Consider the following 25,406-nt stretch of genomic DNA (forward strand, 5'->3'; position numbering starts at 1 on the left):
GTGGCACGCCAACCGACTGCATCTGGGAACTCGCAAATTGAACAACACACCGAAGGATCAAAAAATGACTGTCAAGGAAGGGTGGCGCGGCCGGTTCTATGAAGACTTCGAGGTCGGCGACGAGTATCGGCATGCCCTCGGCCGCACCCTGACCCAGAACGACAACATCTGGTTCACGTTGCTGACGCAAAACACGGCTCCGCTGCACTTCGATGCCCACTACGCCGCGCAGACGGAGTTCGGCCGCCCGCTCATCAATTCCTGCCTCACGCTGGCCCTCGTGACGGGGCAGACGGTGAGCGATGTCTCGCAAAACGTCATGGCCAACCTGGGGTGGGACGAAGTTCGACTTCCGCATCCGGTGTTTGAAGGCGACACGATTTACTCCCGCACCACGGTGCTGGACAGGCGCGAGTCGCGGTCGCGAACCAATGTCGGCGTCGTCACGGTGCGCACCGAAGGCTATAACCAGAGCGGCGTCATTGTCTGCACCTTCAAACGCACGGTGATGGTCTACAAACGTGACGGCGCACCGCGCACCGCACCGCCGCTGCCGGTCGACAGCCGACCCTGACCCCCCCTTTTTTTTCGTCAACTTCGGCCCCAGGGTCGCCAACTTTTTGACTCTCTCCGCATGAAGCCCACCTCCCTGCTCGAACAATACGGCCCGCGCGAGGCGATGGAATACGACGTGGTGGTGGTGGGTGCCGGCCCCGGCGGTTTGGCCACAGCCATCCGTCTCAAGCAGCTCGCGGCAGCAAAGGGCGCGGACGTCTCCGTGGTGCTGCTGGAGAAAGGCGCCGCGCCCGGTGCTCACATCCTCTCCGGCGCGGTCATGGACCCCATCGCGCTGAACGAACTCTTCCCCAACTGGAAGGAGCTGGGCGCACCGCTGAACCAACCCGTCACCGGTGACGACGTGCTTTTCCTGAGCGAAACCGGCTCCAGGCGCACGCCCAACTTCCTGGTGCCCGACTGCTTCGACAACGAGGGCAATTACGTCATCAGCCTGGGCGCCCTGACCCAGTGGCTGGGCGAGCAGGCGGAAGCCCTGGGCGTGGAAATCTTCCCCGGCTTCACAGCCGCCGAGGTGCTGTACAACGACAACGGTTCGGAGAGCGGGAATTTACCTTCGGTAAAGGGTGTCGCCACCGGCAACCTTGGCATTGGCAAGGACGGCCTGCCGCACGACGGCTTCCAGCTCGGCATGGAGTTGCATGCCAAATACACCATCTTTGCCGAAGGCGCGCGCGGCCATCTGGGCAAACAGCTCATCACGAAATACAAGCTCGACGAAGGCCGCGATCCACAAAGCCATGCCATCGGCATCAAGGAACTGTGGGAGATCGACCCGGCCCGCGCCCAACCTGGTCGGGTGGTGCACACGGCCGGCTGGCCGATGGACAGCCAGACCTACGGCGGCGGTTTTCTCTACCACTTGGAAGGCAACAAGGTCACGCTGGGCTTCGTCACCGGGCTCGACTACAAGAACCCATGGCTCAGCCCCTTTGAGGAAATGCAGCGCTGGAAGGCCCACCCCGCCATTCGCGCCCACATCGAAGGCGGCAAGCGCATCGGCTACGGCGCGCGCGCCATCACCGCCGGTGGCCTGCTCAGCCTGCCCAAGACCGTGTTCCCGGGCGGCGCGCTGATCGGCTGTGATGCCGGCTACCTGAACGCCGCACGCATCAAAGGCAGCCACGCCGCCATCAAGAGCGGCATGCTGGCCGCCGAAGCCGCGTTTGAAGCCCTGGCCGCCGGACGCAGCGGCGACGAACTCAGCGCCTACCCCGCTGCGTTCGAAAACAGCTGGCTGCACACCGAACTCGACCAGTCGCGCAACTTCAAACAGTGGTTCAAGAAGGGCAGCCTCGTCGGAGCCCTGATGACCGGCATTGAGCAGTGGCTGCTGCCCAGGCTTGGCATCAAGCGTCCGCCCTGGACGATCCACCGCACCCAGGCCGACCACGCCAGCCTGCGCCCGGCCGCCGAGATGCCGCAGATCAGCTACCCCAAGCCCGACGGCAAGCTCACCTTCGACCGGCTCTCCAGCGTGTTCGTCAGCAACACCAACCACGAAGAAAACCAGCCCGCGCACCTGACGCTCAAGGACGCCAGCGTGCCGGTGCAGATCAATCTGGCGAAATACGCCGGCCCCGAGAGCCGTTACTGCCCGGCCGGCGTTTACGAATTCGTAAAGAACGACGACGGCTCGGACCGGCTGCAGATCAACGCGCAGAACTGCGTGCACTGCAAGACCTGCGACATCAAGGATCCGACGCAGAACATCGTCTGGGTCACGCCAGAAGGCGGCGGCGGGCCGAACTACGCGGGAATGTAGCCGAGAGTGATTCAAATCTAAAGTGCAATACCCTGGGTTTCAATGAACGAGGGTGGGTGTTGCGTGCTATTGAGCAGGAGGTCCCGATAGACTGCCAGAGGGGGATCGTGCGCCCTACCCCTTCCAGGGCGGGTTGTTGATCTGATCGGCAATCGCATCGAGCTGCTCCTGGCTGTACCCTGAGAGGTCCGAGCCCTTGGGCTGGTACTGGCGCACCAGCTCGTTGGAGTTCTCGTTAGAGCCTCGCTGCCAAGGGCTGTGGGGGTAACAGAAGTACACCGCAATGTCCGTGCGTCGGCTCAGTTCCCTGTGCATCGCCTTCTCCCGGCACTGGTCGTACGTCATGCTCTGGCACATAGGCTCAGCGAGCCTCAGCAGCTTGTCAGAGAAGGCCTGCAGGACATTGACCGCGCTGGCGGGCTTGAACCCGTGCAGCTTGATGAGCATGAGCAGCCCGACTGGTGCACTCCACCAGGGTGCCCACCGCACTGGCGTTCGCAGCACCCTTGATCAGGTCACCCTCCCCGTGCCCGGGCAACTGCCGGTCTTCAATCTCGGGCGGACGCACCTGGATGCTCACCATGTCCATCTATTGATCCGGCACTTTGAAGTCGCGAGTCGTGGACGGACTGCCACAGGCAAACGATCCACGAAAGTTCAAAATTCATGGGGCCGGAGCAATAGTATCTGAGCTCTTCGGCCTTTTCCTTTGTTGCGAGGTAGTCGTTTGCGCTTGGGTGGGCTGCTTTGCATCTGCGGACCGTACTCGGGGGCAGGTGTTGCACTTCAGTCTTGAATCCGCCGACGGTGAATCACCGGCATTCATGCTGTAGCGAGCCTGGCCAGAAGTTGCCGCCCGCACTTGCACCCGGACGTGATGGCACCTGCATAGGGATTTCCCGAGTTGACGCCAGCCTAACTACCGTTAGATTAGCGCCATGCAAACAAGGCATGGCGCCTACCGAACGGCAAGGCACATGGCAGGCACGCTGCCCAACACGGCCAACACGGGACAACCTTTGAGAAAATTAACTGCCCCCTCGACCGGCACCCTGGCAACCAGAGACCCTGGTCGCGCCCATGCACCCGGCCCATCCGAGCCGAAGGTCTGCACGACTGCGGCTGCCATCCTGGCGCACCCCTCCACTACGCTCGACCGGCATACCCGTTCAATGGTTAAGTCGCCGCAGCACAGCGCAAGTAACGGCCTGTCATGCTGAATCTCACCAATGTCCAGATCGTTTACGACAACACCATCGAGGCGGTGCGAGAGGCCTCATTGGCCGTCGGCAAAGGTCGCATAGTCGCCCTGCTCGGTTCCAACGGGGCCGGGAAATCAACCACGCTCAAAGGCATTTCGGGCGTGCTGTATCCGGAAGACGGTGAGATCAAGGGTGGCCAGATCACGTTTGAAAACCGCCAGCTGACCGGCCTGGCTCCGGACGAAATCGTGCGCGCCGGCGTGGTCATGGTGCCCGAGGGGCGCCGCCTGTTCGACCAGTTGACGGTCGAGGAAAACCTCGTGATGGGCGGCTACACGCGCAGTGTGACCGACGCCAGGCGCCAGATGGAGATGGTGTATGGGCTGTTCCCGCGTCTGGTGCAAAAACGCAGCACGGTGTCAGGCTACCTGTCGGGCGGCGAACAGCAGATGGTGGCCATCGGCCGCGCGCTGATGTCGTCCCCGAAACTGCTGATGCTCGACGAGCCCACGCTCGGTCTGGCGCCACAGATCAGCGAAGAGATTTTCGACATCATCACCCGCCTGTGCCGCCAGGAAGGCATGGGCATTCTCCTGGTGGAGCAGAACGCACAGATGGCGCTGGCCATTGCCGACTATGGCTACATCATGGAAAACGGCCGCGTGGTGCTCGACGGTGAGGCCGACAAGATGCTGCGCAACGACGACGTGCGCGAGTTCTACCTCGGCTTCGGCGAAGGCGGATCGCGCAAGAACATGCGCGACGTGAAGCACTACAAGCGGCGCAAACGCTGGCTCTCCTGAGAAAAAACATGAACGACACATTGTTAAGGGTCGAAACCCTGTCCAAGCGCTTCGGCGGCGTCGAAGCCGTTGCCAGTGTCAGTTTTCACGTCCGGCGCGGCGAAATCTATTCCCTGATCGGCCCCAACGGGGCCGGCAAGACGACCACCTTCAACATGATCAGCGGCGTCGTCAAGCCCAGCAGCGGTACCGTGCATTTCGATGGCCACGACATCACCGGCATGCCGGCGCACCGCCTTGCCGCCATCGGCATCGGTCGGACCTTCCAGAACCTGGCAGTGTTCAAACATGCCAGCGTGGTGGACAACCTGCTGGTCGGCCGCCACTGCCACATGGCCACCAACGTGCTGGATGCCTCGTGGTTCTTCGGACGGGCGCGGCGCGAGGAGCTCGAACACCGTCGCAAGGTGGAAGAGATCATCGACTTTCTCGAAATCGAGGAAATTCGCGACATGCCGGTGGGCACCCTGTCCTATGGCCTGCAAAAGCGGGTCGAGCTGGGGCGCGCACTGGCCACCGAGCCCAAGTTGCTGCTGCTGGACGAAATGGTGTCGGGCATGAACAGCGAGGAGACCGAAGACATTGCCCGCTTCGTGCTGGACATCCGCGACGAACTCGGCATTTCGGTCCTCATGGTCGAGCATGACATGGGCATCGTGATGGACATCTCCGACCGCGTCTGCGTGCTCAACTTCGGCCGCAAGATCGGCGAAGGCACGCCGGCCGAGATATCGGCCAACCCGGCGGTGATCGACGCCTACCTGGGCAGCAAGACCAAGGAGGCCGCGTGATCGACAACCTGGACGCGTTGCTGCGCGACGGCAACACCACATTCCCCAAGCTGCTCCAGCACTGGGCACAGCGCTTTCCGGATGCGCTCGCGTTTCGCGAGAAGGATTACGGCATCTGGAACCGGATGACCTGGCAGCACTATTTCGAAACGGCGCGCCGCTTCGCACTCGGTCTCAAGTCTCTGGGCTTCGACAAGGGCGACCGGCTGGCGATTGCCAGCGAGGACAGTCCGCAGTGGATGTTCACCGACTTGGCCACGCAAGCCATCGGCGGTGTCGTGGTGGGTATCTACCCCACCAACCCGTGGCCGGAACTGCAATACATCGTGCATCATTCGAACAGCAAGTTCGTGGTCTGCGGCGATCAAGAACAGGTCGACAAGGTGCTCGACGCCATGGCCAAGCACGACACCGGCCTGCCCGATGTGGTGAAGATCATCTGCGTCGACATGAAGGGCATGCGCGGCTACAAACACGACAAGCTGATGTCGTTCGAGGACGTGCTTGAGCTTGGCGACCAATACGCCGCGGCATCGCCCCAGCACGCGAGCGCCTTTGATCGTGCCATCGAGGACACCCAGCCCGATGACACCTGCATGCTGGTCTATACCTCGGGCACCACGGGTCCGCCCAAGGGCGCGATGCTCTCGCACCGCAACCTCATCATCTCCGTGGACAAGATGAAAGAGCATTTCAAGCTCGACCGGCACAACTACGAAGTGGTCTGCTACCTGCCGTTGTGCCACGTGGCCGAGCGTGCCTTCTCGACGGTCATGCACCTGCTCACCGGTGGCGTGGTCAATTACGCCGAATCGATCGACACAGTGGCCGTCAATCTGCGCGAGATCGCACCCACGGTGTTTTTGGGCGTGCCGCGAATCTGGGAAAAGCTGCAGCAAGGCATTTTGATCCGCATGCAGGACGCCTCGCGCTTTCAGCGCTGGGCTTTCCAGCGCTGCTTCGATGCCGGGCGCCGTCTGTTCGAAAAGGTCGAGGCGCAAGGGGGCCAGCGCAGTCTGTCGGATCGCCTGCACTTCTTCGTTCTGTGGTTGCTGATGTTTCGCAATCTGCAGAAATTCGTCGGCCTGGACCGCATGCAGTGCGGCTTCTGTGGCGGCGCCAGCGTCTCGCCCGAGGTACTGAAGTTCTTCCGCATCCTCGGCATTCCGGTGTACCAGGTCTACGGCATGACCGAGTCCGGCGGGGTGATCTTCTTCCAGCATGAAAAAGCGATCAAACTGGGCGCCACCGGCCTGCCCATCGACGGCCTGAACTGGAAGATCGCGGAGGACGGCGAGCTCGTCGTCAAGCACCCCGCCGTGTTCAAGGGCTACATCCACGACGAAGGCGCCACCGCCAAGACCGTGGTGGACGGCTGGCTGCACACCGGCGACATCGTGGCACTGGCCGACAACGGCGAGCTGATGATCGTTGACCGCAAGAAGGCCATCATCATCACCAGCGGCGGCAAGAACATCGCGCCCTCGGAGATCGAAAACGCGCTCAAGGACAGCCTGTATGTGCGCGAGGCGATCATCCTGGGCGACGGACGCCACTATTTGGCGGCGCTGATCCAGGTCGACTACGAAACAGTCGGCAAGTGGGCACAAGAACGCAAACTGGCCTACACCACCTACAAGAGCCTGGCCGCGCTGCCCGAGGTGCGCGAACTGATCGACGAGGACGTCAAGCGTGTGAACAAGCTGTTTGCCCGGGTCGAGAACATCCGCAAGTTCCTGATTCTGGAGAAGGAACTCGACCACGACGACGGCGAACTCACCGCCACCCAGAAGGTGCGCCGCAACGTCATTGAAAAAACTTTCGCGAAAGAGATCGCGATCATCTACGGTGGAGGGGCGGGCTGATGGACTATTTTTTGCAACTGGTCATTTCCGGCATCGCCGTCGGCCTGGTCTACGGCTTCATCGGCATGGGCTTTGCCATGATCTACCGCGCCACCGGCGTGGTGAACTTCGCCCAGGGCGAGCTGATGATGCTGGTGTCCTACATCGCCTTCACCCTGGCCGGCACCTTCCAATTTGGCTTCTGGCTCATGCTGGCAGCAACTGTCGCGGCCTCGGTGCTGATCGGCCTGCTGATCGAGGTCTTGCTGATCCGTCCGATGCTTGGTCAGCCGGTGTTCTCCACGGTGATGGTGACCATTGGCCTGGCCGTGATCCTGCGCTCGGTGGTGGTGCTGATCTGGGGCGCAGACCCCATGCCGCTCAATGCCGGCCTGCCAACGGAGGTCATCAAGATCGGCCCGGCCGGCCTGTACCCGGCGCAGCTGTATTCCGTTGGGCTGATGGCGGCCGTACTGCTCGGCCTGTGGACCTTCTTTCGCTATTCGCGGGTCGGTATCGCCATGCGTGCCACCGCCAACGTGCAAACTGCAGCCCTGCTGATGGGCATCAATGTCAAGCGCATTTTCGCCTTGTCCTGGGCCCTGTCGGCGGGGCTCGCCGCCATTGCGGGCGTGTTGATCGGCGTGATCTACGACGTCAATCCCGGCATGTGGACGACAGGTCTGCGCAGCTTTCCCGCGGTCATCTTGGGCGGGCTGGACTCGGTGTTCGGCGCCGCACTCGGCGGCATCCTGATCGGGGTGGTCGAGAATCTGTCGGAAGGCTATATCGGCCGCGGCATGAAGGAGATCGCCGGTTTTGTTTTGATCCTCGTCGTCCTTATGGTCAGACCCTATGGCCTGTTCGGCAAACCTGAAATCGAGCGTGTCTGATGCGTAGCGGAAACTTCAAACAAAACTATCGTCAGCTGCTGGCACTGACCGACTCGGTTCCTGTCATCGTCTGGTCGTGTCTGCTGGTGGCGCTGCTGGCGGCCGCGCCACTGCTGCTGGCCAAGTACTATGTCTCCGTCATTCTGCTGCTGCTGATCACAGCGGTGGGGGTGTTGGGCCTGAACCTGCTGACCGGGACCACCGGGCTGATCTCGCTCGGGCACTCGGGGTTTCTGGCGGTCGGCGCCTACACGGCCGGCATCGTGGCCAGCAAACTTGGTTGGCCAATGCTGGCGTCCATCTTCGCCGGTGGCGTGAGCGCGGCCATCGCCGGGATCATCGTGGGCATACCCTCGCTGCGTCTCAAAGGGCTGTACCTGGCCATCACGACGATGGCATTTGCCGTGATCATCAACCACCTGATCCTCAACGGTGGCGACCTGACCGGAGGCTCGGAAGGACTGACGGTGCCGCAACCCTCGCTGTTCGGCCAGGCGCTGGGGGCAGAACGTGGCTACTACTACGTGGTGCTGTGCTTTGTGGTGGTGTTCACCTTCATCACCCTGAACATCCTGCGCAGCCGCATTGGCCGAGCGTTCCTGGCGATTCGGGAGCACGACATCGCAGCCAAGGCCATGGGCGTCAACCTGGTGCGCTACAAGTTGCTGGCGTTCATGGTCAGCGCCTTCTACACCGGCATCGCCGGGGGCTTGCTGGCCTACTACACACGCTACCTGAATGTCGACAGTTTCAGCCTGCTGATCTCGATCGAGGCGCTCTCCATGCTCATCGTCGGCGGCCTGGGTTCTGTAGCCGGCGCCTTGCTCGGAACGGCTTTCATCGTCCTGCTCAACGAAAGCCTGGGCTTCGTGTTCGGCATGATCGGCGCCAGCTTCGGCGGGTCGGGCTCCACTGCCGCCTATGAGATCAAAGGCGTCATTTATGGACTCGCGATTGTGTTGTTCCTGCGTTTTGAGCCCGATGGCCTGATGGGGCGATGGCGCGACATCAAGCATTACTGGACCCATTGGCCCTTCCGATTCTGACCCCGCAGCACACGCGCTGCTTATTCCATAGGAGACCTGCGATGCGAACACTACAGAAGCTGACCCAGCGCTTTTGCCTCGGCGCCCTCGCCGCACTGACCTTCGGCAGCGCACTGGCGGCAGATCCCGGGGTCACGAACGAGAAACTCGTGCTTGGCGCGGTCATCCCGCTGAGCGGCCCGCCCAGCATCATTGGCAAGGCCATTGCCACGACCCTGAAAGTTTGGGAGCAGGACGTCAATTCGCGCGGCGGCATCGGCGGACGCAAAGTCGACATTCGCATCGAGGACGACGGCTATGTGCCGCAGCGCGCTGTCCAGGGTCTGAAAAAACTGATTGATGTCGAACAGATCTTTGCATTGATCGGCACCTCCGGCTCGTCGCAGTTGCTGGCCATGCTGCCCATCATCGACGAGCAGAAAATTCCCGCCATCAACCATATCGCCGTCAACAGCGCCCACTTCAACCCACCGCACAAGACGCTGTTCAATATCGGGGCAACTTACTGCCAGGAGGTCTCTGCCAGCATGAAGCATCTGGTCACATCCCAGAAGCTGCAGGGATCGAAGTTCGGCCTGATCTTCCAGGAAGACGATTACGGCACCGACGTCAAATGCGGCTACGAACAGGCCCTGAAAGAGCTCGGCTTGAAAAGCAGCATCGAAGTTGCCTACAAACGCGGGGCGAAGGATTTTTCCGCCGAGGTGTTGAGCGTGCAGCGCGCCGGCGCCACCTTCGTGCTGACCGGCGGCATCATCACCGAAACCGCCGCCATGCTCAAAGAGATCGCGAAGAACCAGATGCAAGCCGTGCGCCTGGCCGCTCACCCTTCGCATCTGCCTGCGGTACTGGCCCTGGCCGGCCCGGCAGCAGACGGCGTGTACGTCGCCGAGTATGTGCCTCCAGTGACCGACACACAAACACAGGGCATTGGCAAACTCACCGCACTGACCTACAAATATTTTTCAGCCAATGAGGTCAAGGACATGAACCGGTATTCATTGACCGCCTATGTGGGTGTCCAGTTGCTCGAATCAGCGCTCAACGCCTGTGCCAAAAACCTCACGCGTGCCTGCGTGGTCGAAAAGCTCGAGCAGACCAAAAGTTTCACCAGCAACGGCATCATGGCCCCCTTGACCTTCGGGCCCAATATTCGACAGTCGGGGACCCGCCCCATTTTGCTCAAGGCGAATGCCAGCGCCGGGAAATTCGAGCGAGCCTCTGAATTTCTGAGCGCCAAGTGATCCTGACGACGCGCCATTAGCCCCACCCCCCATTACTCAACCAGGAGTGCCTTTTCATGACACGCAAATACTTTCGATACGCCGCCTCCAGCCTGCTCGGCATGGTCATCGGCCTGACGGCCACGACCGCCGCAGCTGCCGACCCCGGTGTGACCGACACCAAGATCATCCTCGGCTCGGTAACACCCGTCAGCGGCCCCCCTAGCCTGCTGGGCAAGGCCCATATGGCCGCCTTGCGGGTATGGGAGCAGGATGTCAACGCCCGCGGTGGCATCAACGGCCGCAAGGTGGAAATTCGCCAGGACGACGACGGCTATGTGCCCCAGCGTGCTGTGCAAGGCGTCAAGCGGCTGGTCGACGTGGAAGGCATCTTCGGCCTGATCGGCACCTCGGGTTCAGCCATGCTGCAAGCCATGCTGCCCTACATCAACGAGCAAGGCTTGCCAACCATCAACGCGATGGCCGTGGCAGCGGCGCACTTCACGCCACCGAACAAAACGGTATTCGTGGTGGGGCCAACCTATTGTCAGGAGTTGAGCTCCGCCATGAAGTACATGGTGACGAGCAAGAAGCTGCAAAAGGAGAAGTTTGCACTGGTCTATCAGGATGACGAGTTTGGCAGCGACGTGCGTTGCGGCTACCAGAAGGCGATCAAGGATATGGGGCTTAACAGCGTGTCCGAGATTTCCTTCAAACGTGGCACCAAGGACTTCTCAGCCGAGATGCTGAGTCTGAAGCAGGTGGGTGCGACCTTTCTCGCGTCGGGCGGCGTAGTGGCCGAGCATTCGATGCTGATGAAGGAAGCCGCCAAGAATCAGATGCCACTGACCATCCTTGCAATCCACTCGGCCCACCTGACCCCTGTTCAGGCGCTCGCCGGTGCCGCGGGCGACGGCTACTTCGTCGCCGACTATGTCCCACCTCTGACCGACCTGTCCGTGCCAGGCATGGCCAAGTTCATGGGGCTGGCACAAAAATACTTGCCGGCCGACGAGCAAAAGTTGCTCAACCGCTATTCGATCACGGCCTACGTCGGTGCGCTGCTGATGGAGGACGCGATCCGCCGCTGTGGCAAGGCACTGACCCGCGCCTGTGTCGTCGAGAAGCTGGAAACAACCAAGAACTTCAGCACCGATGGGCTGGCTTCCCCAATCAGTTTTGGCCCCAATGACCGGCACTCGCCGAGCAGCGTGCTCGTGTTGCGTTCGGACGCCAAAAACTCCCGCTTCGAGCGCGTGTCCGACCCCATCCCCGTGCTCGATTGACACCAGACGCCGTTGCATGCATTGACCGTCACCCGCCGTACAACTGGGTCCTGCCCGTGTTTCAAAAAGTTCTGATCGCCAACCGTGGCGAGATCGCGCTGCGGATCCTGCGCACACTCAAGGGCATGGGGCTCGCCACCGTGGTGGCCCACCACGCGGTGGACGCCGATAGCCCGGCCGTGCTGGAGGCTGACGAGTCGGTCGAATTGCACGGCTCGACACCCGTGGCTGCCTACCTCGATATCGCGCAGTTGGTCGAAGCGTGTCGGCACAGCGGGGCACAGGCGGTGCATCCCGGTTACGGCTTTCTGTCGGAGAACGCCGGTTTCGCCCGCGCGCTCGATGAAGCCGGCATCGTCTTCATCGGCCCGCGCGCCGACACCATCGAGTTGATGGGCGACAAGGTGCGTGCCCGCAACTTCGTGGCCGAACGCGGCTTTCCGGTTGCCCCCGGCGTGATCGAGGACGACGACCCGGCGACCTTCGTCGAACGCGCCCGCCAGGTGGGTACGCCGCTGCTGATCAAGCCTTCAGCCGGCGGTGGCGGCAAGGGCATGCGCATCGTGCGTGACCTCGCCGTGTTGGAGCGCGAGATCGAGACCGCACGGCGCGAAGGTGAGCGCTATTTTGGCGACGGTCGGCTGTTTGTCGAGCGCTATGTGGAGCGCCCGCGACACATCGAGGTGCAGGTGATGGGCGACGCGCATGGCCAGTTGGTGCATTTCTGGGAGCGTGAATGTTCAGTGCAGCGACGCTTCCAGAAAATCATTGAAGAAACCCCCTCCCCGGCCCTTTCACCGGTGCAGCGCCACGATATCTGCGAAGCCGCAGCCGGCATTGCCCGCGCCGCCAACTATCGCGGCGCCGGCACCGTGGAGTTCATCTACGGCGCCGGTGGCGAGTTTTACTTTCTTGAGATGAACACGCGTCTGCAGGTCGAACACCCGGTCACCGAAATGGTGACGGGCTTTGACCTCGTTCGCGAACAGGTACGCGTCGCCCAGGGTGAGCCGCTCGGCTACACCCAGGCGGACATTGCGCAGCTTGGTCACGCCATCGAATGCAGGCTTTACGCCGAAGATTCCGAGCATGATTTTCGCCCCTCCACCGGTGACATCCTGTGCTGGCGACCACCCTCTGGTCCCGGCGTGCGGGTTGATGTCGGCGTGCGCGAAGGACAGGCGGTAACTGCCGCATTTGACCCCATGATCGCCAAAATTATTTGCCATGGCAACACGCGTGCACAGGCTATCGAACGCTCCATCCTGGCGCTTGAGCAATCGGTGCTGTTGGGTCTGACCACCAACGCACGCTACCTCACGCGGGCACTGCGCCATGCCGAGTTCCGTGCCGGGCAGGCCGACACCGGCATGCTGGCACGCTGTGCCGACGAGCTGCGCGAGTCTCTCACCCCCGATGACATCGACCTGGTACTGGCATCGGCGGTGCTCGCCGACCGCGAACTGTTGCGCGCCGTGCACGCCATTCCCGCGATGCACGCCGCCATGGGACCCTGGAGGAATTGACGATGCGCCGCCGCTATGTCATCAATGGCCAGACCCATGACCTCGTGGTAACACGTGGAGCGAATGGCGTGTTCCACGTCAGCCATGGCGAACGCAAATTCGAGATGCAGGGGAAGACGCTGCCTGATGGCCGTTGGCGGGTCACCGTGGATCAGCGCCCGCAAGCCGTCTGGATCGCCGCGCAAGGCGACAGTCGATTCGTGCACAGTGCGGCCACCGGTGCCCTTGAAGTCGAGGTGATCGATCTCAGCGCAGCCTCCGGCGGCGACCGGGCCGGTGCCGCTTCCGACTTGCTGCAGGCGCCAATGCCCGGCACGGTGATCGCGGTTCATGTGGCAGCCGGCGATGCCGTGCACACGGGCCAACCGCTCATCGTGATCGAAAGCATGAAGCTGGAAACCACGCTGACGGCACCGCGCGACGCCCGGGTCAAGACTGTGCACTTTGCCGTTGGCAACACCTTCGCTCTCAAGTCCACCCTCGTGACGCTGCAAGACCCCTGAGAACCGATTGATGAAACGCATCGACTCCCGCATCGACACCGCATCCGAAGCGTTCCGGCGAAACCATCAAGCCATGAGCGCCATCGTCGCGAATTTTCGCGAGCGCATGAAAATCACGCGCCACCAACGTCCGCCGCATGAGATCAAGCGCGTGCGCGCGCAGGGCAAATTACTGGTACGTGAACGGCTGGACCTGCTACTAGATCCCGGTACGCCCTTTCTTGAGTTCTCGGCGCTGGCTGCCTGCGAGGACTACAACGGCGAGGTCCCGGGTGCCAACGTGGTCACTGGCCTGGGCGTGGTCAGTGGCCGCGAGGTGCTGATCCACGCCGACGATTCCAGCGTCAAGGGCGGTGTCTGGTACACGCTCACGCCACGCAAGCTGGCACGACTGCTGGACATCGCGCTGGAGAACCAGTTGCCGGTCCTGCATTTGTGCGACAGCGGCGGCGCCTTCCTTGAAGAACTGTCAGGCGTGTACATCGAGGGTGGCCGGGTGTTCCGCAACCAATGCCTGCTGTCCAAGGCCGGCGTGCCGCAGGTCGCGATGGTGTTCGGCCACTGCACCGCCGGCGGTGCCTACATCCCGGCGCTGTGCGATTACAGCATCATCGTGCGTGGCACCGGCGGCGTGTTCCTCGGCGGGCCACCGCTCGTGAAGGCCGCCACCGGTGAGGAGCACACCGCCGACGAGATCGGAGGCTGTGATTTACACACCCAGGTATCCGGCACGGTCGATTATCCAGCCGACAACGAAGCCCATGCCATCGCTATTTGCCGAGAAATCGTTGCGCAGTTCAAGCCCGCGACGAAAAGCTACCTGCCCGAACGCGATGCCGAGCCACCCTACTACGATCCCGACGAAATGCTGGGCATCGTCTCGCCCGACCACCGGGTGCAGTTTGACCAGCGCGAACTCATTGCCCGCATCGTCGACGGCAGCCGCTTCCACGAGTACCAACCCGCTTATGGCACCACGCTGATCTGCGGCTACGCCTACATCTGGGGGTACCGCGTGGGCATCCTCGCCAACAACGGCGTGTTGTTCAGCGACAGTTCCAAGAAAGCGGCGCACTTCATCTCGCTGTGCAACCAGAACCGTACACCGCTCGTGTTTCTGCAAAACACCACCGGCTACATGATCGGCCGCAACTACGAAATGGAAGGCATCACCAAGGACGGCGCCAAGATGTTGATGGCGCAGGCTGGCAGCGAGGTGCCCAAGTTCACCGTCATCACCAGCGCTGCTTTCGGTGCGGGCTACTACGGCATGTGCGGACGGGCGTGGGATCCACGGATGATCTGGGCCTGGCCGAACGTGCACATGGGGGTGATGGGCCCCGATCAGGCCGCCAACACCCTCGCCGACGTGAAAATCGCGCAGTTGCGCCGCAAGGGCCACACGCCCGATGAGGCCGAGATGGCGCAATTGCGCCAGCGCGTGTACGAAAAGGCCGAGCGCGAATCCAACGCCTACTTTGCCACCTCGCGCTTGTGGGACGACGGTCTGCTGGCGCCCACTGACACCCGCAACGCACTGGGCATGGCGCTCTCAGCCGCCGCACACGCCCCGATCGCCGACCCGCACTACGGAATTTTCCGATTCTGAAGGGACAACATGACAGAAGACACCACCTTCGGCTTCGACGATGAAGCCCTCGCAACCCGCCCCACCGTCTACCAGAGCGGACTCTTCGAAGGCCAGGTGGTGATGGTCAGCGGCGCCGGCAGCGGCATCGGCAAAGCCATCGCCTTCCTGTACGCGCGCCTGGGCGCCAAGCTGGTCATCTGCGGGCGCGACCCAGCCAAGCTAGAGAGCTGCGCCGAATGGCTGCGCCGGCTCGGCAGCCCTGATGTGCTGGTGCACCCCATGACGATCCGTGATCCCGAGCAGGTGGAACAGTTGATCGACGTGGCCTGGCTGCACTTCGGACGCATCGACGTGCTCGTCAACAACGCCGGCGGGCAATTCCCGCAGCGGGCGCTGGACTACAGCGTCAAGGGCTGGAAGGCGGTGATCGACACCAACCTGAACGGAACCTGGTACATGATGCATGCGATGGCGCGCCGCTGGCAGGGCACCGGCACGCGGGGCAACATCGTCAACATCGTCGCCACCTTCCAGCGGGGCATGCCGGGCGTGGCGCACACCTGCGCTGCGCGCGCCGCGGTGACTTATCTGTCCAAAACGGTCGCGGTGGAATGGGCACAATACGGCATCCGCGTCAATTGCATCGCGCCTGGAGCGATCGCCAGCACCGGCTTCCGTCAGTACTCCCCCGAGGCGGTGAAGGCCTTCGCCGGAGCCAACCCGATGAAACATGTCGGTGACGTGCAGGACGTGGCCGAGGCCGCGGTCTACCTCAGCGCGCCCAGCGGCAAGTTCGTCACCGGCGAACTGCTCACGGTGGATGGCGGCGGCGTGCTCTGGGGCGAAGTCTGGACCATCGCCAAACCCGATTACTTCAAGGTGAACACATGAATTCGGCTGACTCGCAACACCCCAAGTTCGGCCCGGGCGACGAGGCCCTGGCCGCACTCCCGACGGTCTATCGCGACGACCTTTTCGCCGGCAAAGTGGTGCTGGTGTCGGGCGCCGGCAGTGGCATCGGCAAGGCGATTGCCTTCCTGTTCGCGCGGCTGGGTGCCACGCTCGCCATCTGCGGGCGCAAGGCCGACAAACTCGAGGACTGCGCCGAAAAACTGCGCGCGCTGTCGGGCCGTGAGGTAATCACCTACCCGATGACCATCCGCGACCCCGAGCAGGTGGACGCCATGCTCAGTGCCGTGTGGGAACGTTTGGGCGGCGTCGACGTGCTGGTCAACAACGCTGGCGGCCAGTTTGCCGCCCATGCGATGGACTTCAACGTCAAGGGCTGGAACGCGGTGATCGACACCAACCTCAATGGCAGCTGGTACATGATGCAGGGCGCGGCCAGGCGCTGGGTGGAGCAAGGCCGGCCCGGCAACATCGTCAACATCACCGCCGCCATCGACCGCGGCCTCACGGGCATGGCGCACACCACCGCCTCGCGCGCGGGCGTCATTGCGCTGTCGCGCACGCTGGCCATCGAGTGGGCAGAGCACGGCATCCGCCTGAACTGCATTGGCGCCGGCGCCATCGAGAGCAACGGTTTCAACAACTACCGCGAAGAAAACGTTTCCACTTTCTACTCGTGCAATCCGATGAAACGGGCCGGCGACGTGCAGGACATCGCGGAGGCGGTGGTCTACCTCGCCGCACCCTCGGGCAAGTTCATCACCGGCGAGGTGCTCAACGTCGAAGGCGGGATGCTGCTGTGGGGCGAGTTCTGGCCAGCCGGAAAACCCGACTACTTCAAGGTCGATCAAGAGTGACCTCACAGCCCCCTCTTCCGTCGGCAACGTACTCCCACGGGCCTTTTCAGCAGCTCGTCGGGTACGACATCCTGCCCAACGAGCGCGGCCTGTATTTCCGGCTGCCGATCCGGCGCGACCACCTCAACCCCCACGGCGTGCTCCACGGCGGCGTGCCCCTGACCTTGCTCGATGCGGTCGGGGGCAGAACCCTGATCGACCGGCCGATCCCAGGCAGCGGCCAGCTCATCCAGTCGTCGGTAACGGTCACGCTCACCGTGGATTTCATCCGTGCGGTCGGCACAGGAATCCTGTTTGCATCGGCAACGCCTGACCACATCGGCAAGACGCTGGCCTATGTGTCGGTGAAGGTCACGCTCGACGCACTCGACGGAGACATCGTGTCGCGCGGCATCGGCACCTACCGCATCTACACCAAGTCACTGGTCAAAGCGGTCTGATCGGTGCTCGGCGGAGACCGCCCGGCAAAGCACTGCCGCTCAATGCAAATGATCATCGGGCGGCGGAAGGATTTTCAGCTCGCGGTTGATGCGTTCGATTTGGTCGGGCTGAAACTGCGTCGAATGCCTGTGGTCCATTTTCCCCAGCCCCCACCATTCTTCGACTACAAGAGTTCGTCGTCGTGTTCGCCAATGAACGGTGCGGGGCCTGGGCGATCAGTCACCGTCCGGCTGAACCTTGGTGCCGGCGAAGGTTGGAGCACGCCGTCTCGCTCAAAGAAAGTGCCGCGCGCGCTGTTGTGTGGATGATGTGCAGCCTCTTCCAGAGTCAGCACCGGCGCAAAGCACACGTCGGTCCCTTCCAGCAACGCACACCAGTGCGTGCTCGGCTGGGTGCGGAAGATGTCGGTGACCTGGCGTTTGAGTGTCGGCCAGACGGCCGGATCGCGTTGCCGTTGAAACTCGGGATCGCTGATGCCCAGCTTCTCCAGCAGCAGCACATAGAATTGGGGTTCCAGTGATGCGATCGAGATCCATTTCCCGTCAGCGCACTCATAGGTGTCGTAGAAATGCGATCCGCCATCCAACAGGTTGGCCTGCCGCTCATTCTTCCACATTCCCAGCGCCTTGAGGTCGCAGACGATGGAGGTCAGCAGCGCAGCGCCGTCGGTGATCGCAGCATCGACCACCTGACCATGGCCAGAGGAGCGCGCTTCAAGCAAAGCGCAAACGATGCCAAAGGCTAGAATCATGCCGCCGCCGCCCAGGTCGCCAACCATCGCCGGCGGCGCTACTGGCCCGCCGTCCGAGCGGCCAATCATGCTGAGCGCGCCCGACAGCGCAATGTAGTTGATGTCATGCCCGGCGGCCTGCGCGAGCGGGCCGTCCTGACCCCAGCCGGTCATGCGTCCGTAGACGAGTCGCGGGTGGCGTGCCAGCAGCACGTCCGGGCCCAATCCCAGCCGCTCCATCACGCCCGGGCGAAAACCCTCGATGATCGCGTCGGCCCCGTCGACCAGCTCCAGCACCCGCTGTACGTCTGCGGGCGACTTCAGATCGACCGCCACCGAACGCCGGCCGCGGTGCAGCACGCTGCGCCGACCACTGGCCAGGAAGGCGCCTTCCCCGCGGTCTTTGCCCTTGTCGGCCTTGCGGTCCAGGCGGATCACGTCCGCACCCATGTCGGACAGCATCATCGCGCAGAACGGTCCGGGGCCGATGCCGCCGAACTCGATCACTTTCAACCCCTGCAAGGGACCACTCATTTGTCGTTACTCCTGAAACTGAATTAGAACCACCAGCCATCCGTCTGTTACCCCAGCCAGCGCTTGCGCCGCTTGTAGTGCTTGACCTCGCGAAAGCTCTTGCGCACCCCCTCGCGATCGAGGCCGAGATAGAACTCGCGCACGTCCTCGTTGTCGCGCAGTTCCTGGGCCTGCCCCTCCAGCACGATGCGACCGCTCTCCATGACATAACCATAGTCGGCGATCTCCAGGGCCACGCGTGTGTTTTGTTCGACGATGAGCAGCGACAGCCCCTGCTCACGCAGGTGACGCAGCACGCTGAAGACTTCCTCGACCATGCGCGGCGCCAGCCCGAGTGACGGCTCGTCGATCAGCATGAGTTTCGGCTCGGCCATGATCGCGCGCCCGATCACCAGCATTTGCTGCTCGCCGCCCGACAGATAACCGGCCGTGCGTTTTCGCAGGTCGGCCAGGCGCGGAATCGCTTCGTACACGCTGTCCATCGCACGGCGCATCGCCTGCGCCGATGGAAACATGTGGCCGCCGATGATGAGGTTTTGCTCGACCGTCATGTGCTGCAGCACGCGCCGGCCTTCCATCACATGAACCAGACCACCGCGCACCACGGTCGCCGGGTTGTGCCCCTGAATCGGTCGGCCGTCGAAGGTGATCGCCCCCCCTGAGACGCGGCCATCTTCCGAGTCAATGACGCCGGAGATGGCCTTGAGGGTGGTGCTCTTGCCTGCGCCGTTGGCGCCCAGCAGCGCCACACATCCGCCTTCGGGGACCTGCATCGACACGCCCTTGAGCGCCAGGATCACCTCGGCATACAGCACCTCGACGTTGGACAGCGTCAGCACCGCCGGATTGGCGGCCGCATGGGGCGTGGTCCGTTGATCCGGTGCTGCAGCAAGGGCTGAATTCACCATTTGGGCACCATTGGGACGGCCACATCGCCCGCCGCCCGAACGACCTTGCCGTCCTTCATGGTCACGATGTTGACCTTGGCGGTGCCGGTGGGGAAGGGGTTGTCGTTGCTGAAGTCCGCGCCTGGCAGTATGCCCATCAGGTCGTTGCTGGTGAACTGGCTGTTCATCAAGGTCTCGCGCACGGATTCACCGGTGACTTTGCCGGCGCCCTTGGCCTTGATGGTGGCTTCAATCGCGCGCACGGCCACGATGGTTTGTCCAAGACCCATGATGGTCATGGCATTCCAGGTCGATTTCAGGCCGTGCTTTTCCTGCAACATGCTGTAGAACTGGCGTGCGGTCGAGTCACTTTCGCTGGCATCGGCGATGGCACCCACCTCGAAATCACCGGCAAAGCCGTTCGGGTCGCCCAGTGCCTTGGATGATCCCACCAAGCCGTTGTGCAGCGAGAGCATGATCGGGACGTTTTTACCCAGCGCCTGCAGCGCACGCTTGGTGGCCACGGCCTGCGCGGTGTTGGTCTGGATCACGATCACGTCGGTGCCAGCGTTGACCAGGCGACGCACTGCCAGGGTCACGTCGGCCGGTTGCACTTCGGTCCAGACCGCCTCGACGAAGGTGGCCTTGTCGGGGTTGGCTTTGGTGAAGCTTTGCAGGCCCTTGGCCATGTCGGCATAGGCGGGTGTGGCTTCGGAGGTGATGATCGCCACCTTGACAGGGCGCTTGCCATCGAGTTTGGTGGTGCGGAACCATTCCAGGAATCCGCCCGCCTCATGGGCGTAGGTGGGGCGCAGGTTCAGGGCCCATTGGTTGGGTTTCCATCCGAAGCCGTAGGTGGCGGTGCTCATGAGCATGGGGATCTTGTCTTCCGGCAAGCGCTGCTGCAGCGCGGCGGCATCCGGGCCGCCGAGGCCGAGCAGGAGCGCGGGTTTGACTTCGGCCTTGATGCCGGGCCACAGGCTGGCGGTTTGAGCCACGTCGTAGCGCGTGTCGAAGGTTTTGACGACGATCTGCACGTTGAGCTTGCTACCGACTTCCTTGTTCCACCACTCGATCACGGCGAGTCGCCCGCCTTGCATCTGTGGCATGACGTTGGCGTAGGGGCCGGCGAAGTCGGCAAAGGCGGCCACGTTGATCGTCGTCGTTTGCGCGTGGGCGGGCGCGTTCAGCAGCAGGCCAGTGGCCAGGGCGGTCGTGAGTTTCAGAAAGGTTTTGCGTTGCATGCTTGTCTCCAGTGGTGGTGGTGGTGAGGAAAAGGGGCGGGGGGAATTGCGACTCGCTGTGCCGGGCGGGCTCAGTGGTGAAACGGCCAGAGCCGGTAGTTGGCTTTCAGGATGTTCCAGCGGTGCATCAGGCCTTTCGGTTCAAGCAGCAGGAACAGCGTGATGATGAGGCCGAGAAACACATTCATGCTGGCGAAGATCAGGTCGCTGCTCAGGCTGGGAATTCGCTCGACCAGGTCGGGGCCCAGACTGGTGATGACTTCTTGGACGCCCCGGATGAGCACGGTGCCGATCAGTGCCCCGACGATCGAACCGAGCCCGCCGACGATCATCATGGCAATGAACCAGATCGAGTTGAACAGCGTGAACTGGTCGACCGAGACGAAGCGCACCTGGTAGGCCCACAGGGCACCGCCGATGCCAGCGTAAAAAGCGCCGAGCACAAAGGCGCGCGACTTGGCGCCGGCCACGTCGATGCCCATCATGCCGGCGGCCACATCGTCGTCGCGCACGGCGACGAAGGCGCGCCCGTGGCGGCTGCGCAGGATGCCGAAAGCGCCGAATACCATCACCATGGTGACGACAAGAAACAGGTAATACAGAGAACGGTCGGTGTTGAACAAAAATGTGCCCAGCCTCGCAGGCTCCAGGCTGAAACCATTGACGCCGCCGAGCCAGGATGAGGGCAGGTTCAGGACAACGAAGTGAAAGATGAACTGGGCCGCGATGGTGGTCAGTGCGAGGTAGAAACCCTTGATGCGTTTCGCTGTCATGCCGAACAGCCAACCGGCCAGCGCAGCCACCAGGCCGGCAACCGGCACCGCCACCCAGAACGGCAGCCCGGCCTTGACCTCGACCACACTGGCGGCGTAGGCACCGACCCCCATGAAGGCAGCCTGGCCCAGGTTGATCTGCCCGGCGTAGCCGGTGGTGATTTGCAGCCCGACCACCACGATGGACGTGACCAGCATCAGGTTGGCTACGGCTACCAGACGCTCCGAGGCGAACCAGGGGAGGATCAGCAGAATGACAATGAACAGCGCCAGGGTGACCCACTGGGCGCGCGTGCGGATCAGCGCGCGGTCGCGCGCATAGCTGGTGGAAAAAATGCCGGATGGATCCATGGGTCAGACTCTTTCAATGCGTTTCCAGCCGAACATGCCGGTCGGACGAACAACCAGCACCACCAGCATGAAGCTATAGGGGACGACGGCAGCGGCACTGCCACCGATCAGCGGGTCGATGTAGGCGGCGGTCAGTCCCTGCACGACCCCGACGATGATGCCCGCCAGCAGCAGGCCGCCGATGGATTCGAGCCCTGCCAGCAGGGCCACCGGCAGGGCGGCGAAGCCGATTTCGGAGGACAGGAATGTCAGCGACTTGCCGCTCAGGTAGACCATCGAAGTGATGACCGACAGCACACCGCCCAGCGCCCAGGCGAAGGCGATGGAGCGGCGCACGCTGATGCCCATGGCCAGAGCGATCTGGTGGTCCTCGGCCACCGCCGACATCGCCAGTCCGGTGCGGCTGCGGTTGAAAAACCAGTGCAGCGCCACCGCCGCCAGCACCGCGATGAGGCCACCAATGGCGAGCGAGCGCGGGATGATCATCTCGCCCAAGATGATGGGCGTGAGGGGAAAGATGGCGGGGAACTGGCGCTCCTGCGGACCCCAAATCACCAGCACCAGGCCGCGCATCAGGATCAGCAGCCCGATGGTGACCATGATCATCGAGAACACCGACTCGCCAATCAGCCGCCTGAACAGCAGCCTTTCAATCGCCAGCCCGATCAGCACCGAAATGCCCAGTGCAACGGCGATGCCCAGCGCCGGATGCATGCCGCGCGACTGGATCGCCCACCACAGCAGGAAGGCGCCCAGCACGATCATCTCGCCGATCGCCATGTTGAAGACCTTGCTGGCGCGGTAGATGACGACAAAGCCCATGGCCACCAGCGAATACAGCAGGCCGAGCAGCGCGCCGTTGATGGTGTAGTTGATGAATTCGATGATCATGGGGTGTGTGTTCCTTCAATGTCGGTGGCCACCACGGTTGCGCGCAACGCGCCTTGGCGGCCGTCCTGGTAGGTCACGGCTATTTCGCAGGCAATGTCGGCGACACCTGCATACAGTCCGTCAATCAGCGCTCCATAGCGCACCTCGAGAAACTCTCGGCGCAGCTTGCGCGTGCGGGTGAGTTCGCCTTCGTCGGGGTCGAGCTCCTTCGGAAAATTGGCGAAACGCACCACCCGCGAGCTCTCGGGCAGCAGTTTGTTGATGCGGCGGATTTCGCCCTGCACCAGTTGCCGCACCTCGGGCCGCTGCGACAGGTCGGTGAAGGTGGAGAATGCAATGCGCCGCTCCTCGGCCCAGCGGCTGGTCACCGCCATGTCGATGTTGATCAGCGCTCCAACCCAAGGCCGGGTGGTGTCGCCCAGCACCATCACATCCTTGATGAAGGGCGAAAAGCGCAAACGCGTCTCGATGAACTGCGGGGGATACGAGTGACCGCTGGCGAGTTTGACCAGGTGTTCCACGCGGTCGAGGTACACGAGTTCTCCGCGCTCGGTCTTGCGCACTGCGTCACCGCTGACGTACCAGCCATCGCGCTGGATGCTGGCGGTTTTGTCGGGCTTGCCCCAGTAGCCGAGAAAGCCGGTGCCGCCGCGCAGCAGCAGCTCGCCGTTGTCCTCGATGCGCGATTCCAGCGGCGCGCCGAAGGCTGGGTCCACATCCAGCAGCGGGCCCACGGTTTCGAGGTCGTAGCGCTCGCCGCGGTGGCCAGCAATCAGACCAAACTCCGAGCAGCCATAAATATTGCGCAAATGGACGCCCATGGCGTGAAACAAACGAAACACGTCGGGCGCCATGGCGGTGCCGCCTGAAACCGCGACGTCGCTGCGAACAAAGCCGAACTGATCGCGCACCGGACGCAGGGCCAGCGCTTCGGCCACCGGCAGCAGCAGGCGCGACAGCCACGGTGCCGTGCGCCCTTCGAGCCGCGCCACATGCACGTCGTGGCCGATGCGAATGCCCCAGCGGTAGATGCCCCGTGCCATCCAGCTCGCGGCGAGCATGCGCGCCTCGATGGTGGCGGCGATGTTTTCCCACTGACGCGGTCCGAACAGCACGATGTGTGGCGCAAGTTCGCGCAGGTTGGGCAAGACCTGGTCGGGGCCCTCCGGGAAGTTGACCACCAGGGGCGTGATCAGCCCGAGGGTCACGCCCAGCAACTGCTCGGTGATCCAGGCCAGCGGCGTGTAAGACAAATATTCCATGCCGGGTTGTATCGGCAACGAACTCTTCATTCGCATCGCGTTGTCCATCAGCCAACGGTGGCTGATCATCACGCCCTTGGGCTTGCTGGTGGTGCCGGAGGTGTAGGTCAGTAGCGCCAGATCGTCCGCCTGGCCGGCGTTGACTTCACGTTCGAAACGCAGCGGGTGCTTCTCGTGCTGACGCCGACCTTCAGCGGTCAGGTCATCAAAGGATTGCAGCAGCGGATGCCGGTACGACCACATGCCCGAGTTGTCCCAGTAGGCGATGCCCTGGATATCAGGCAGCGGCTCCAGCAGCGCGAGCGCCTTGTCAACCTGCTCCTGATCCTGCGCGAAGATGAAACGGGCCTTTGAATCCTCGCACAGGTAATGCAATTCGTCGACGGTGGCATCTGGGTAGACCGACACGGTTTTGGCGCCCAGTGACTGGGCCGCAAACAGCGCCCAGTAATGCTCGGGTTCGTTCTCGCCGATCACGATCGCGGTATCGCCGCGCTGCAGGCCCTGCGCCGCCGCGCCAAGCGCAATGCTGCGCGTGCGATCAAACACGTCGGCCCATGTATGGCAGCGCCACATACCTTTGCGCTTGACGCGCTGCGCCAGCAGTTGCGGATGTTCCCGGGCGTGGGCGAACAACTTCTGCGGCAGGGTCATGACGACTTCCGGGGTGGGGTAGGTCGCGCTCATGCCGCAGCTCCCAGGTAGGCCTGGATCACGGCCGGGTCGGCCTGCACCTGTGCCGGCGTGCCGTCGGCGATCTTGCGGCCGAAGTCGAGCACCGCCACGCGGTCAGCCAGATCCATGACCACCCCCATGTCGTGCTCCACCAGCACCACTGGGATGCGCTTGGCCTCGCGCACATCGATGATGAAGCGGGCCAGGTCTTCTTTTTCTTCGGTGTTCATACCGGCCATCGGTTCATCCATTAGCAGCACCTTGGGTTCCATCGCCAACGCACGGCCCAGGTCAACGCGCTTGCGAAGACCGTAGCCGAGTGCGCCTACCGGCTGGTGGCGGATGTTTTCAATTTCAAGGAAGTCGATGATTTCCTCGACCGCTTCCCGGTGCAGGGTTTCTTCACGCTGGGTCCAGGGAAAGTAGAGAAATGCCTGTGCCAGATTTGATCGCATCTGGCTGTAGCGGCCGACCAGGATGTTGTCGATCACGCTCATGTTGGAGAACAAATGGGTGCCCTGAAAAGTGCGCACCACACCATCGCGCGCGATCTCATGCACCGCGCGGCCTTTGATGTTTTGACCACGGTAGTGCACGCTGCCTTGTTGCGGCAGGTAAAAGCCGCTGAGCACATTCATCAGCGAGCTCTTGCCTGCACCGTTGGGTCCAATGATGGCCAGCAGCTCGTTGTCACGCACATCGATGGCGACCTCGGCCAGCGCGGTGACACCGCCAAAGCGCAAGGTGATGTCCCGCGCCTGCAGCACCGAAGCCTCGCTGGACGGGCTATTCAAGGAGTTAGA

Annotated in this window: 22 protein-coding genes and 1 pseudogene; 15 read left to right on the forward strand and 8 right to left on the reverse strand. The window is 62.7% G+C overall.

Annotated features, from left to right (window positions below; genetic code table 11):
- The first annotated feature begins 64 nt into the window (after positions 1 to 64).
- Entirely contained in the window at positions 65 to 574 is a 510-nt protein-coding gene (locus tag F3K02_RS07065; RefSeq protein WP_127806047.1) for a MaoC family dehydratase, read from the forward strand.
- Between the two features lie 60 nt (positions 575 to 634).
- The gene (locus tag F3K02_RS07070; protein ID WP_177134645.1) at positions 635 to 2,341 is read left to right on the forward strand and encodes an electron transfer flavoprotein-ubiquinone oxidoreductase; all 1,707 of its coding nucleotides are present in this window, start codon (positions 635 to 637) and stop codon (positions 2,339 to 2,341) included.
- Between the two features lie 126 nt (positions 2,342 to 2,467).
- Here F3K02_RS07070 and F3K02_RS07075 read toward each other — a convergent pair.
- Positions 2,468 to 2,927 (reverse strand): annotated as a pseudogene (locus tag F3K02_RS07075) (IS30 family transposase); the annotation flags it as partial.
- 627 nt (positions 2,928 to 3,554) lie between these two features.
- Between F3K02_RS07075 and F3K02_RS07080 the strand changes: the two are divergent.
- From F3K02_RS07080 to F3K02_RS07140, 13 genes are read left to right on the forward strand one after another with little or no spacing between them, the layout of a single operon-like run.
- Complete coding sequence (locus tag F3K02_RS07080) at positions 3,555 to 4,346, forward strand: ABC transporter ATP-binding protein (RefSeq protein ID WP_127806049.1); 792 nt, start codon at positions 3,555 to 3,557, stop codon at positions 4,344 to 4,346.
- Between the two features lie 8 nt (positions 4,347 to 4,354).
- Entirely contained in the window at positions 4,355 to 5,137 is a 783-nt protein-coding gene (locus F3K02_RS07085; RefSeq protein WP_177134651.1) for an ABC transporter ATP-binding protein, read from the forward strand.
- Positions 5,134 to 7,002, forward strand: coding sequence for an AMP-dependent synthetase/ligase (locus F3K02_RS07090; protein ID WP_177134653.1), 1,869 nt, complete (start codon positions 5,134 to 5,136; stop codon positions 7,000 to 7,002). Before F3K02_RS07085 ends, F3K02_RS07090 begins: the two co-directional genes overlap by 4 nt.
- The gene (locus tag F3K02_RS07095) at positions 7,002 to 7,874 is read left to right on the forward strand and encodes a branched-chain amino acid ABC transporter permease (RefSeq protein ID WP_177134655.1); all 873 of its coding nucleotides are present in this window, start codon (positions 7,002 to 7,004) and stop codon (positions 7,872 to 7,874) included. Before F3K02_RS07090 ends, F3K02_RS07095 begins: the two co-directional genes overlap by 1 nt.
- Positions 7,874 to 8,920, forward strand: a complete 1,047-nt coding sequence (locus tag F3K02_RS07100) for a branched-chain amino acid ABC transporter permease (RefSeq protein WP_177134658.1) — start codon at positions 7,874 to 7,876, stop codon at positions 8,918 to 8,920. Before F3K02_RS07095 ends, F3K02_RS07100 begins: the two co-directional genes overlap by 1 nt.
- A gap of 41 nt (positions 8,921 to 8,961) precedes the next feature.
- Positions 8,962 to 10,164, forward strand: coding sequence for an ABC transporter substrate-binding protein (locus tag F3K02_RS07105; RefSeq protein ID WP_177134660.1), 1,203 nt, complete (start codon positions 8,962 to 8,964; stop codon positions 10,162 to 10,164).
- A 56-nt stretch (positions 10,165 to 10,220) separates the two neighbouring features.
- Complete coding sequence (locus F3K02_RS07110; protein ID WP_177134662.1) at positions 10,221 to 11,429, forward strand: ABC transporter substrate-binding protein; 1,209 nt, start codon at positions 10,221 to 10,223, stop codon at positions 11,427 to 11,429.
- On the forward strand, positions 11,426 to 12,955 hold the full coding sequence (locus F3K02_RS07115; RefSeq protein ID WP_241559555.1) for an acetyl-CoA carboxylase biotin carboxylase subunit: 1,530 nt from the start codon (positions 11,426 to 11,428) through the stop codon (positions 12,953 to 12,955). Before F3K02_RS07110 ends, F3K02_RS07115 begins: the two co-directional genes overlap by 4 nt.
- 2 nt (positions 12,956 to 12,957) lie before the next feature.
- Positions 12,958 to 13,458 (forward strand): biotin/lipoyl-containing protein, encoded by a 501-nt coding sequence (locus tag F3K02_RS07120; protein WP_206610672.1) that lies wholly within the window; start codon positions 12,958 to 12,960, stop codon positions 13,456 to 13,458.
- Positions 13,459 to 13,468: 10 nt separating this feature from the next.
- Positions 13,469 to 15,067: an acyl-CoA carboxylase subunit beta gene (locus F3K02_RS07125; RefSeq protein ID WP_177134663.1), complete on the forward strand. Its 1,599-nt coding sequence runs from the start codon at positions 13,469 to 13,471 to the stop codon at positions 15,065 to 15,067.
- Between the two features lie 9 nt (positions 15,068 to 15,076).
- A complete protein-coding gene (locus F3K02_RS07130; protein WP_127806057.1) occupies positions 15,077 to 15,940 on the forward strand; it encodes an SDR family oxidoreductase in 864 nt (287 codons plus the stop codon).
- Positions 15,937 to 16,815, forward strand: coding sequence for an SDR family oxidoreductase (locus F3K02_RS07135; protein ID WP_056278294.1), 879 nt, complete (start codon positions 15,937 to 15,939; stop codon positions 16,813 to 16,815). Before F3K02_RS07130 ends, F3K02_RS07135 begins: the two co-directional genes overlap by 4 nt.
- Positions 16,812 to 17,255, forward strand: coding sequence for a PaaI family thioesterase (locus F3K02_RS07140; protein ID WP_127806058.1), 444 nt, complete (start codon positions 16,812 to 16,814; stop codon positions 17,253 to 17,255). The genes F3K02_RS07135 and F3K02_RS07140 overlap by 4 nt, the downstream gene beginning before the upstream one ends.
- 164 nt (positions 17,256 to 17,419) lie before the next feature.
- Here F3K02_RS07140 and F3K02_RS07145 read toward each other — a convergent pair whose 3' ends face one another.
- From F3K02_RS07145 to F3K02_RS07175, 7 genes are all read right to left on the reverse strand, one after another.
- Positions 17,420 to 18,520 carry a CaiB/BaiF CoA transferase family protein gene (locus tag F3K02_RS07145; RefSeq protein WP_008905435.1) on the reverse strand — a complete coding sequence of 367 codons (1,101 nt, stop codon included), beginning with the start codon at positions 18,518 to 18,520 and terminating at the stop codon, positions 17,420 to 17,422.
- Positions 18,521 to 18,567: 47 nt separating this feature from the next.
- A complete protein-coding gene (locus tag F3K02_RS07150) occupies positions 18,568 to 19,428 on the reverse strand; it encodes an ABC transporter ATP-binding protein (protein WP_127806059.1) in 861 nt (286 codons plus the stop codon).
- Positions 19,422 to 20,651, reverse strand: a complete 1,230-nt coding sequence (locus tag F3K02_RS07155; protein WP_127806060.1) for an ABC transporter substrate-binding protein — start codon at positions 20,649 to 20,651, stop codon at positions 19,422 to 19,424. The genes F3K02_RS07150 and F3K02_RS07155 overlap by 7 nt, the downstream gene beginning before the upstream one ends.
- Before the next feature lie 71 nt (positions 20,652 to 20,722).
- A complete protein-coding gene (locus F3K02_RS07160; RefSeq protein WP_008905432.1) occupies positions 20,723 to 21,775 on the reverse strand; it encodes a branched-chain amino acid ABC transporter permease in 1,053 nt (350 codons plus the stop codon).
- A gap of 3 nt (positions 21,776 to 21,778) precedes the next feature.
- Entirely contained in the window at positions 21,779 to 22,666 is an 888-nt protein-coding gene (locus F3K02_RS07165) for a branched-chain amino acid ABC transporter permease (RefSeq protein WP_177134665.1), read from the reverse strand.
- Positions 22,663 to 24,615: an AMP-dependent synthetase/ligase gene (locus tag F3K02_RS07170; RefSeq protein ID WP_241559556.1), complete on the reverse strand. Its 1,953-nt coding sequence runs from the start codon at positions 24,613 to 24,615 to the stop codon at positions 22,663 to 22,665. The genes F3K02_RS07165 and F3K02_RS07170 overlap by 4 nt, the downstream gene beginning before the upstream one ends.
- Positions 24,612 to 25,397: an ABC transporter ATP-binding protein gene (locus F3K02_RS07175; protein WP_246309217.1), complete on the reverse strand. Its 786-nt coding sequence runs from the start codon at positions 25,395 to 25,397 to the stop codon at positions 24,612 to 24,614. Before F3K02_RS07175 ends, F3K02_RS07170 begins: the two co-directional genes overlap by 4 nt.
- Between the last annotated feature and the right edge of the window lie 9 nt (positions 25,398 to 25,406).

This window comes from Hydrogenophaga aromaticivorans (genome assembly GCF_013387465.1).
Classification (GTDB): Bacteria; Pseudomonadota; Gammaproteobacteria; order Burkholderiales; family Burkholderiaceae_C; genus Hydrogenophaga; species Hydrogenophaga aromaticivorans.

What these genes read in the sequence shown, in the direction of transcription:
- F3K02_RS07160 (WP_008905432.1), bottom strand. Translation starts at nt 21,775, where the DNA reads ATGGATCCATCCGGCATTTTTTCCACCAGCTATGCGCGCGACCGCGCG.
- F3K02_RS07095 (WP_177134655.1), top strand. Translation starts at nt 7,002, where the DNA reads ATGGACTATTTTTTGCAACTGGTCATTTCCGGCATCGCCGTCGGCCTG.
- F3K02_RS07130 (WP_127806057.1), top strand. Translation starts at nt 15,077, where the DNA reads ATGACAGAAGACACCACCTTCGGCTTCGACGATGAAGCCCTCGCAACC.
- F3K02_RS07070 (WP_177134645.1), top strand. Translation starts at nt 635, where the DNA reads ATGAAGCCCACCTCCCTGCTCGAACAATACGGCCCGCGCGAGGCGATG.
- F3K02_RS07135 (WP_056278294.1), top strand. Translation starts at nt 15,937, where the DNA reads ATGAATTCGGCTGACTCGCAACACCCCAAGTTCGGCCCGGGCGACGAG.
- F3K02_RS07080 (WP_127806049.1), top strand. Translation starts at nt 3,555, where the DNA reads ATGCTGAATCTCACCAATGTCCAGATCGTTTACGACAACACCATCGAG.
- F3K02_RS07110 (WP_177134662.1), top strand. Translation starts at nt 10,221, where the DNA reads ATGACACGCAAATACTTTCGATACGCCGCCTCCAGCCTGCTCGGCATG.
- F3K02_RS07170 (WP_241559556.1), bottom strand. Translation starts at nt 24,615, where the DNA reads ATGAGCGCGACCTACCCCACCCCGGAAGTCGTCATGACCCTGCCGCAG.
- F3K02_RS07125 (WP_177134663.1), top strand. Translation starts at nt 13,469, where the DNA reads ATGAAACGCATCGACTCCCGCATCGACACCGCATCCGAAGCGTTCCGG.
- F3K02_RS07155 (WP_127806060.1), bottom strand. Translation starts at nt 20,651, where the DNA reads ATGCAACGCAAAACCTTTCTGAAACTCACGACCGCCCTGGCCACTGGC.
- F3K02_RS07150 (WP_127806059.1), bottom strand. Translation starts at nt 19,428, where the DNA reads ATGGTGAATTCAGCCCTTGCTGCAGCACCGGATCAACGGACCACGCCC.
- F3K02_RS07120 (WP_206610672.1), top strand. Translation starts at nt 12,958, where the DNA reads ATGCGCCGCCGCTATGTCATCAATGGCCAGACCCATGACCTCGTGGTA.
- F3K02_RS07085 (WP_177134651.1), top strand. Translation starts at nt 4,355, where the DNA reads ATGAACGACACATTGTTAAGGGTCGAAACCCTGTCCAAGCGCTTCGGC.
- F3K02_RS07165 (WP_177134665.1), bottom strand. Translation starts at nt 22,666, where the DNA reads ATGATCATCGAATTCATCAACTACACCATCAACGGCGCGCTGCTCGGC.
- F3K02_RS07100 (WP_177134658.1), top strand. Translation starts at nt 7,874, where the DNA reads ATGCGTAGCGGAAACTTCAAACAAAACTATCGTCAGCTGCTGGCACTG.
- F3K02_RS07105 (WP_177134660.1), top strand. Translation starts at nt 8,962, where the DNA reads ATGCGAACACTACAGAAGCTGACCCAGCGCTTTTGCCTCGGCGCCCTC.
- F3K02_RS07065 (WP_127806047.1), top strand. Translation starts at nt 65, where the DNA reads ATGACTGTCAAGGAAGGGTGGCGCGGCCGGTTCTATGAAGACTTCGAG.
- F3K02_RS07145 (WP_008905435.1), bottom strand. Translation starts at nt 18,520, where the DNA reads ATGAGTGGTCCCTTGCAGGGGTTGAAAGTGATCGAGTTCGGCGGCATC.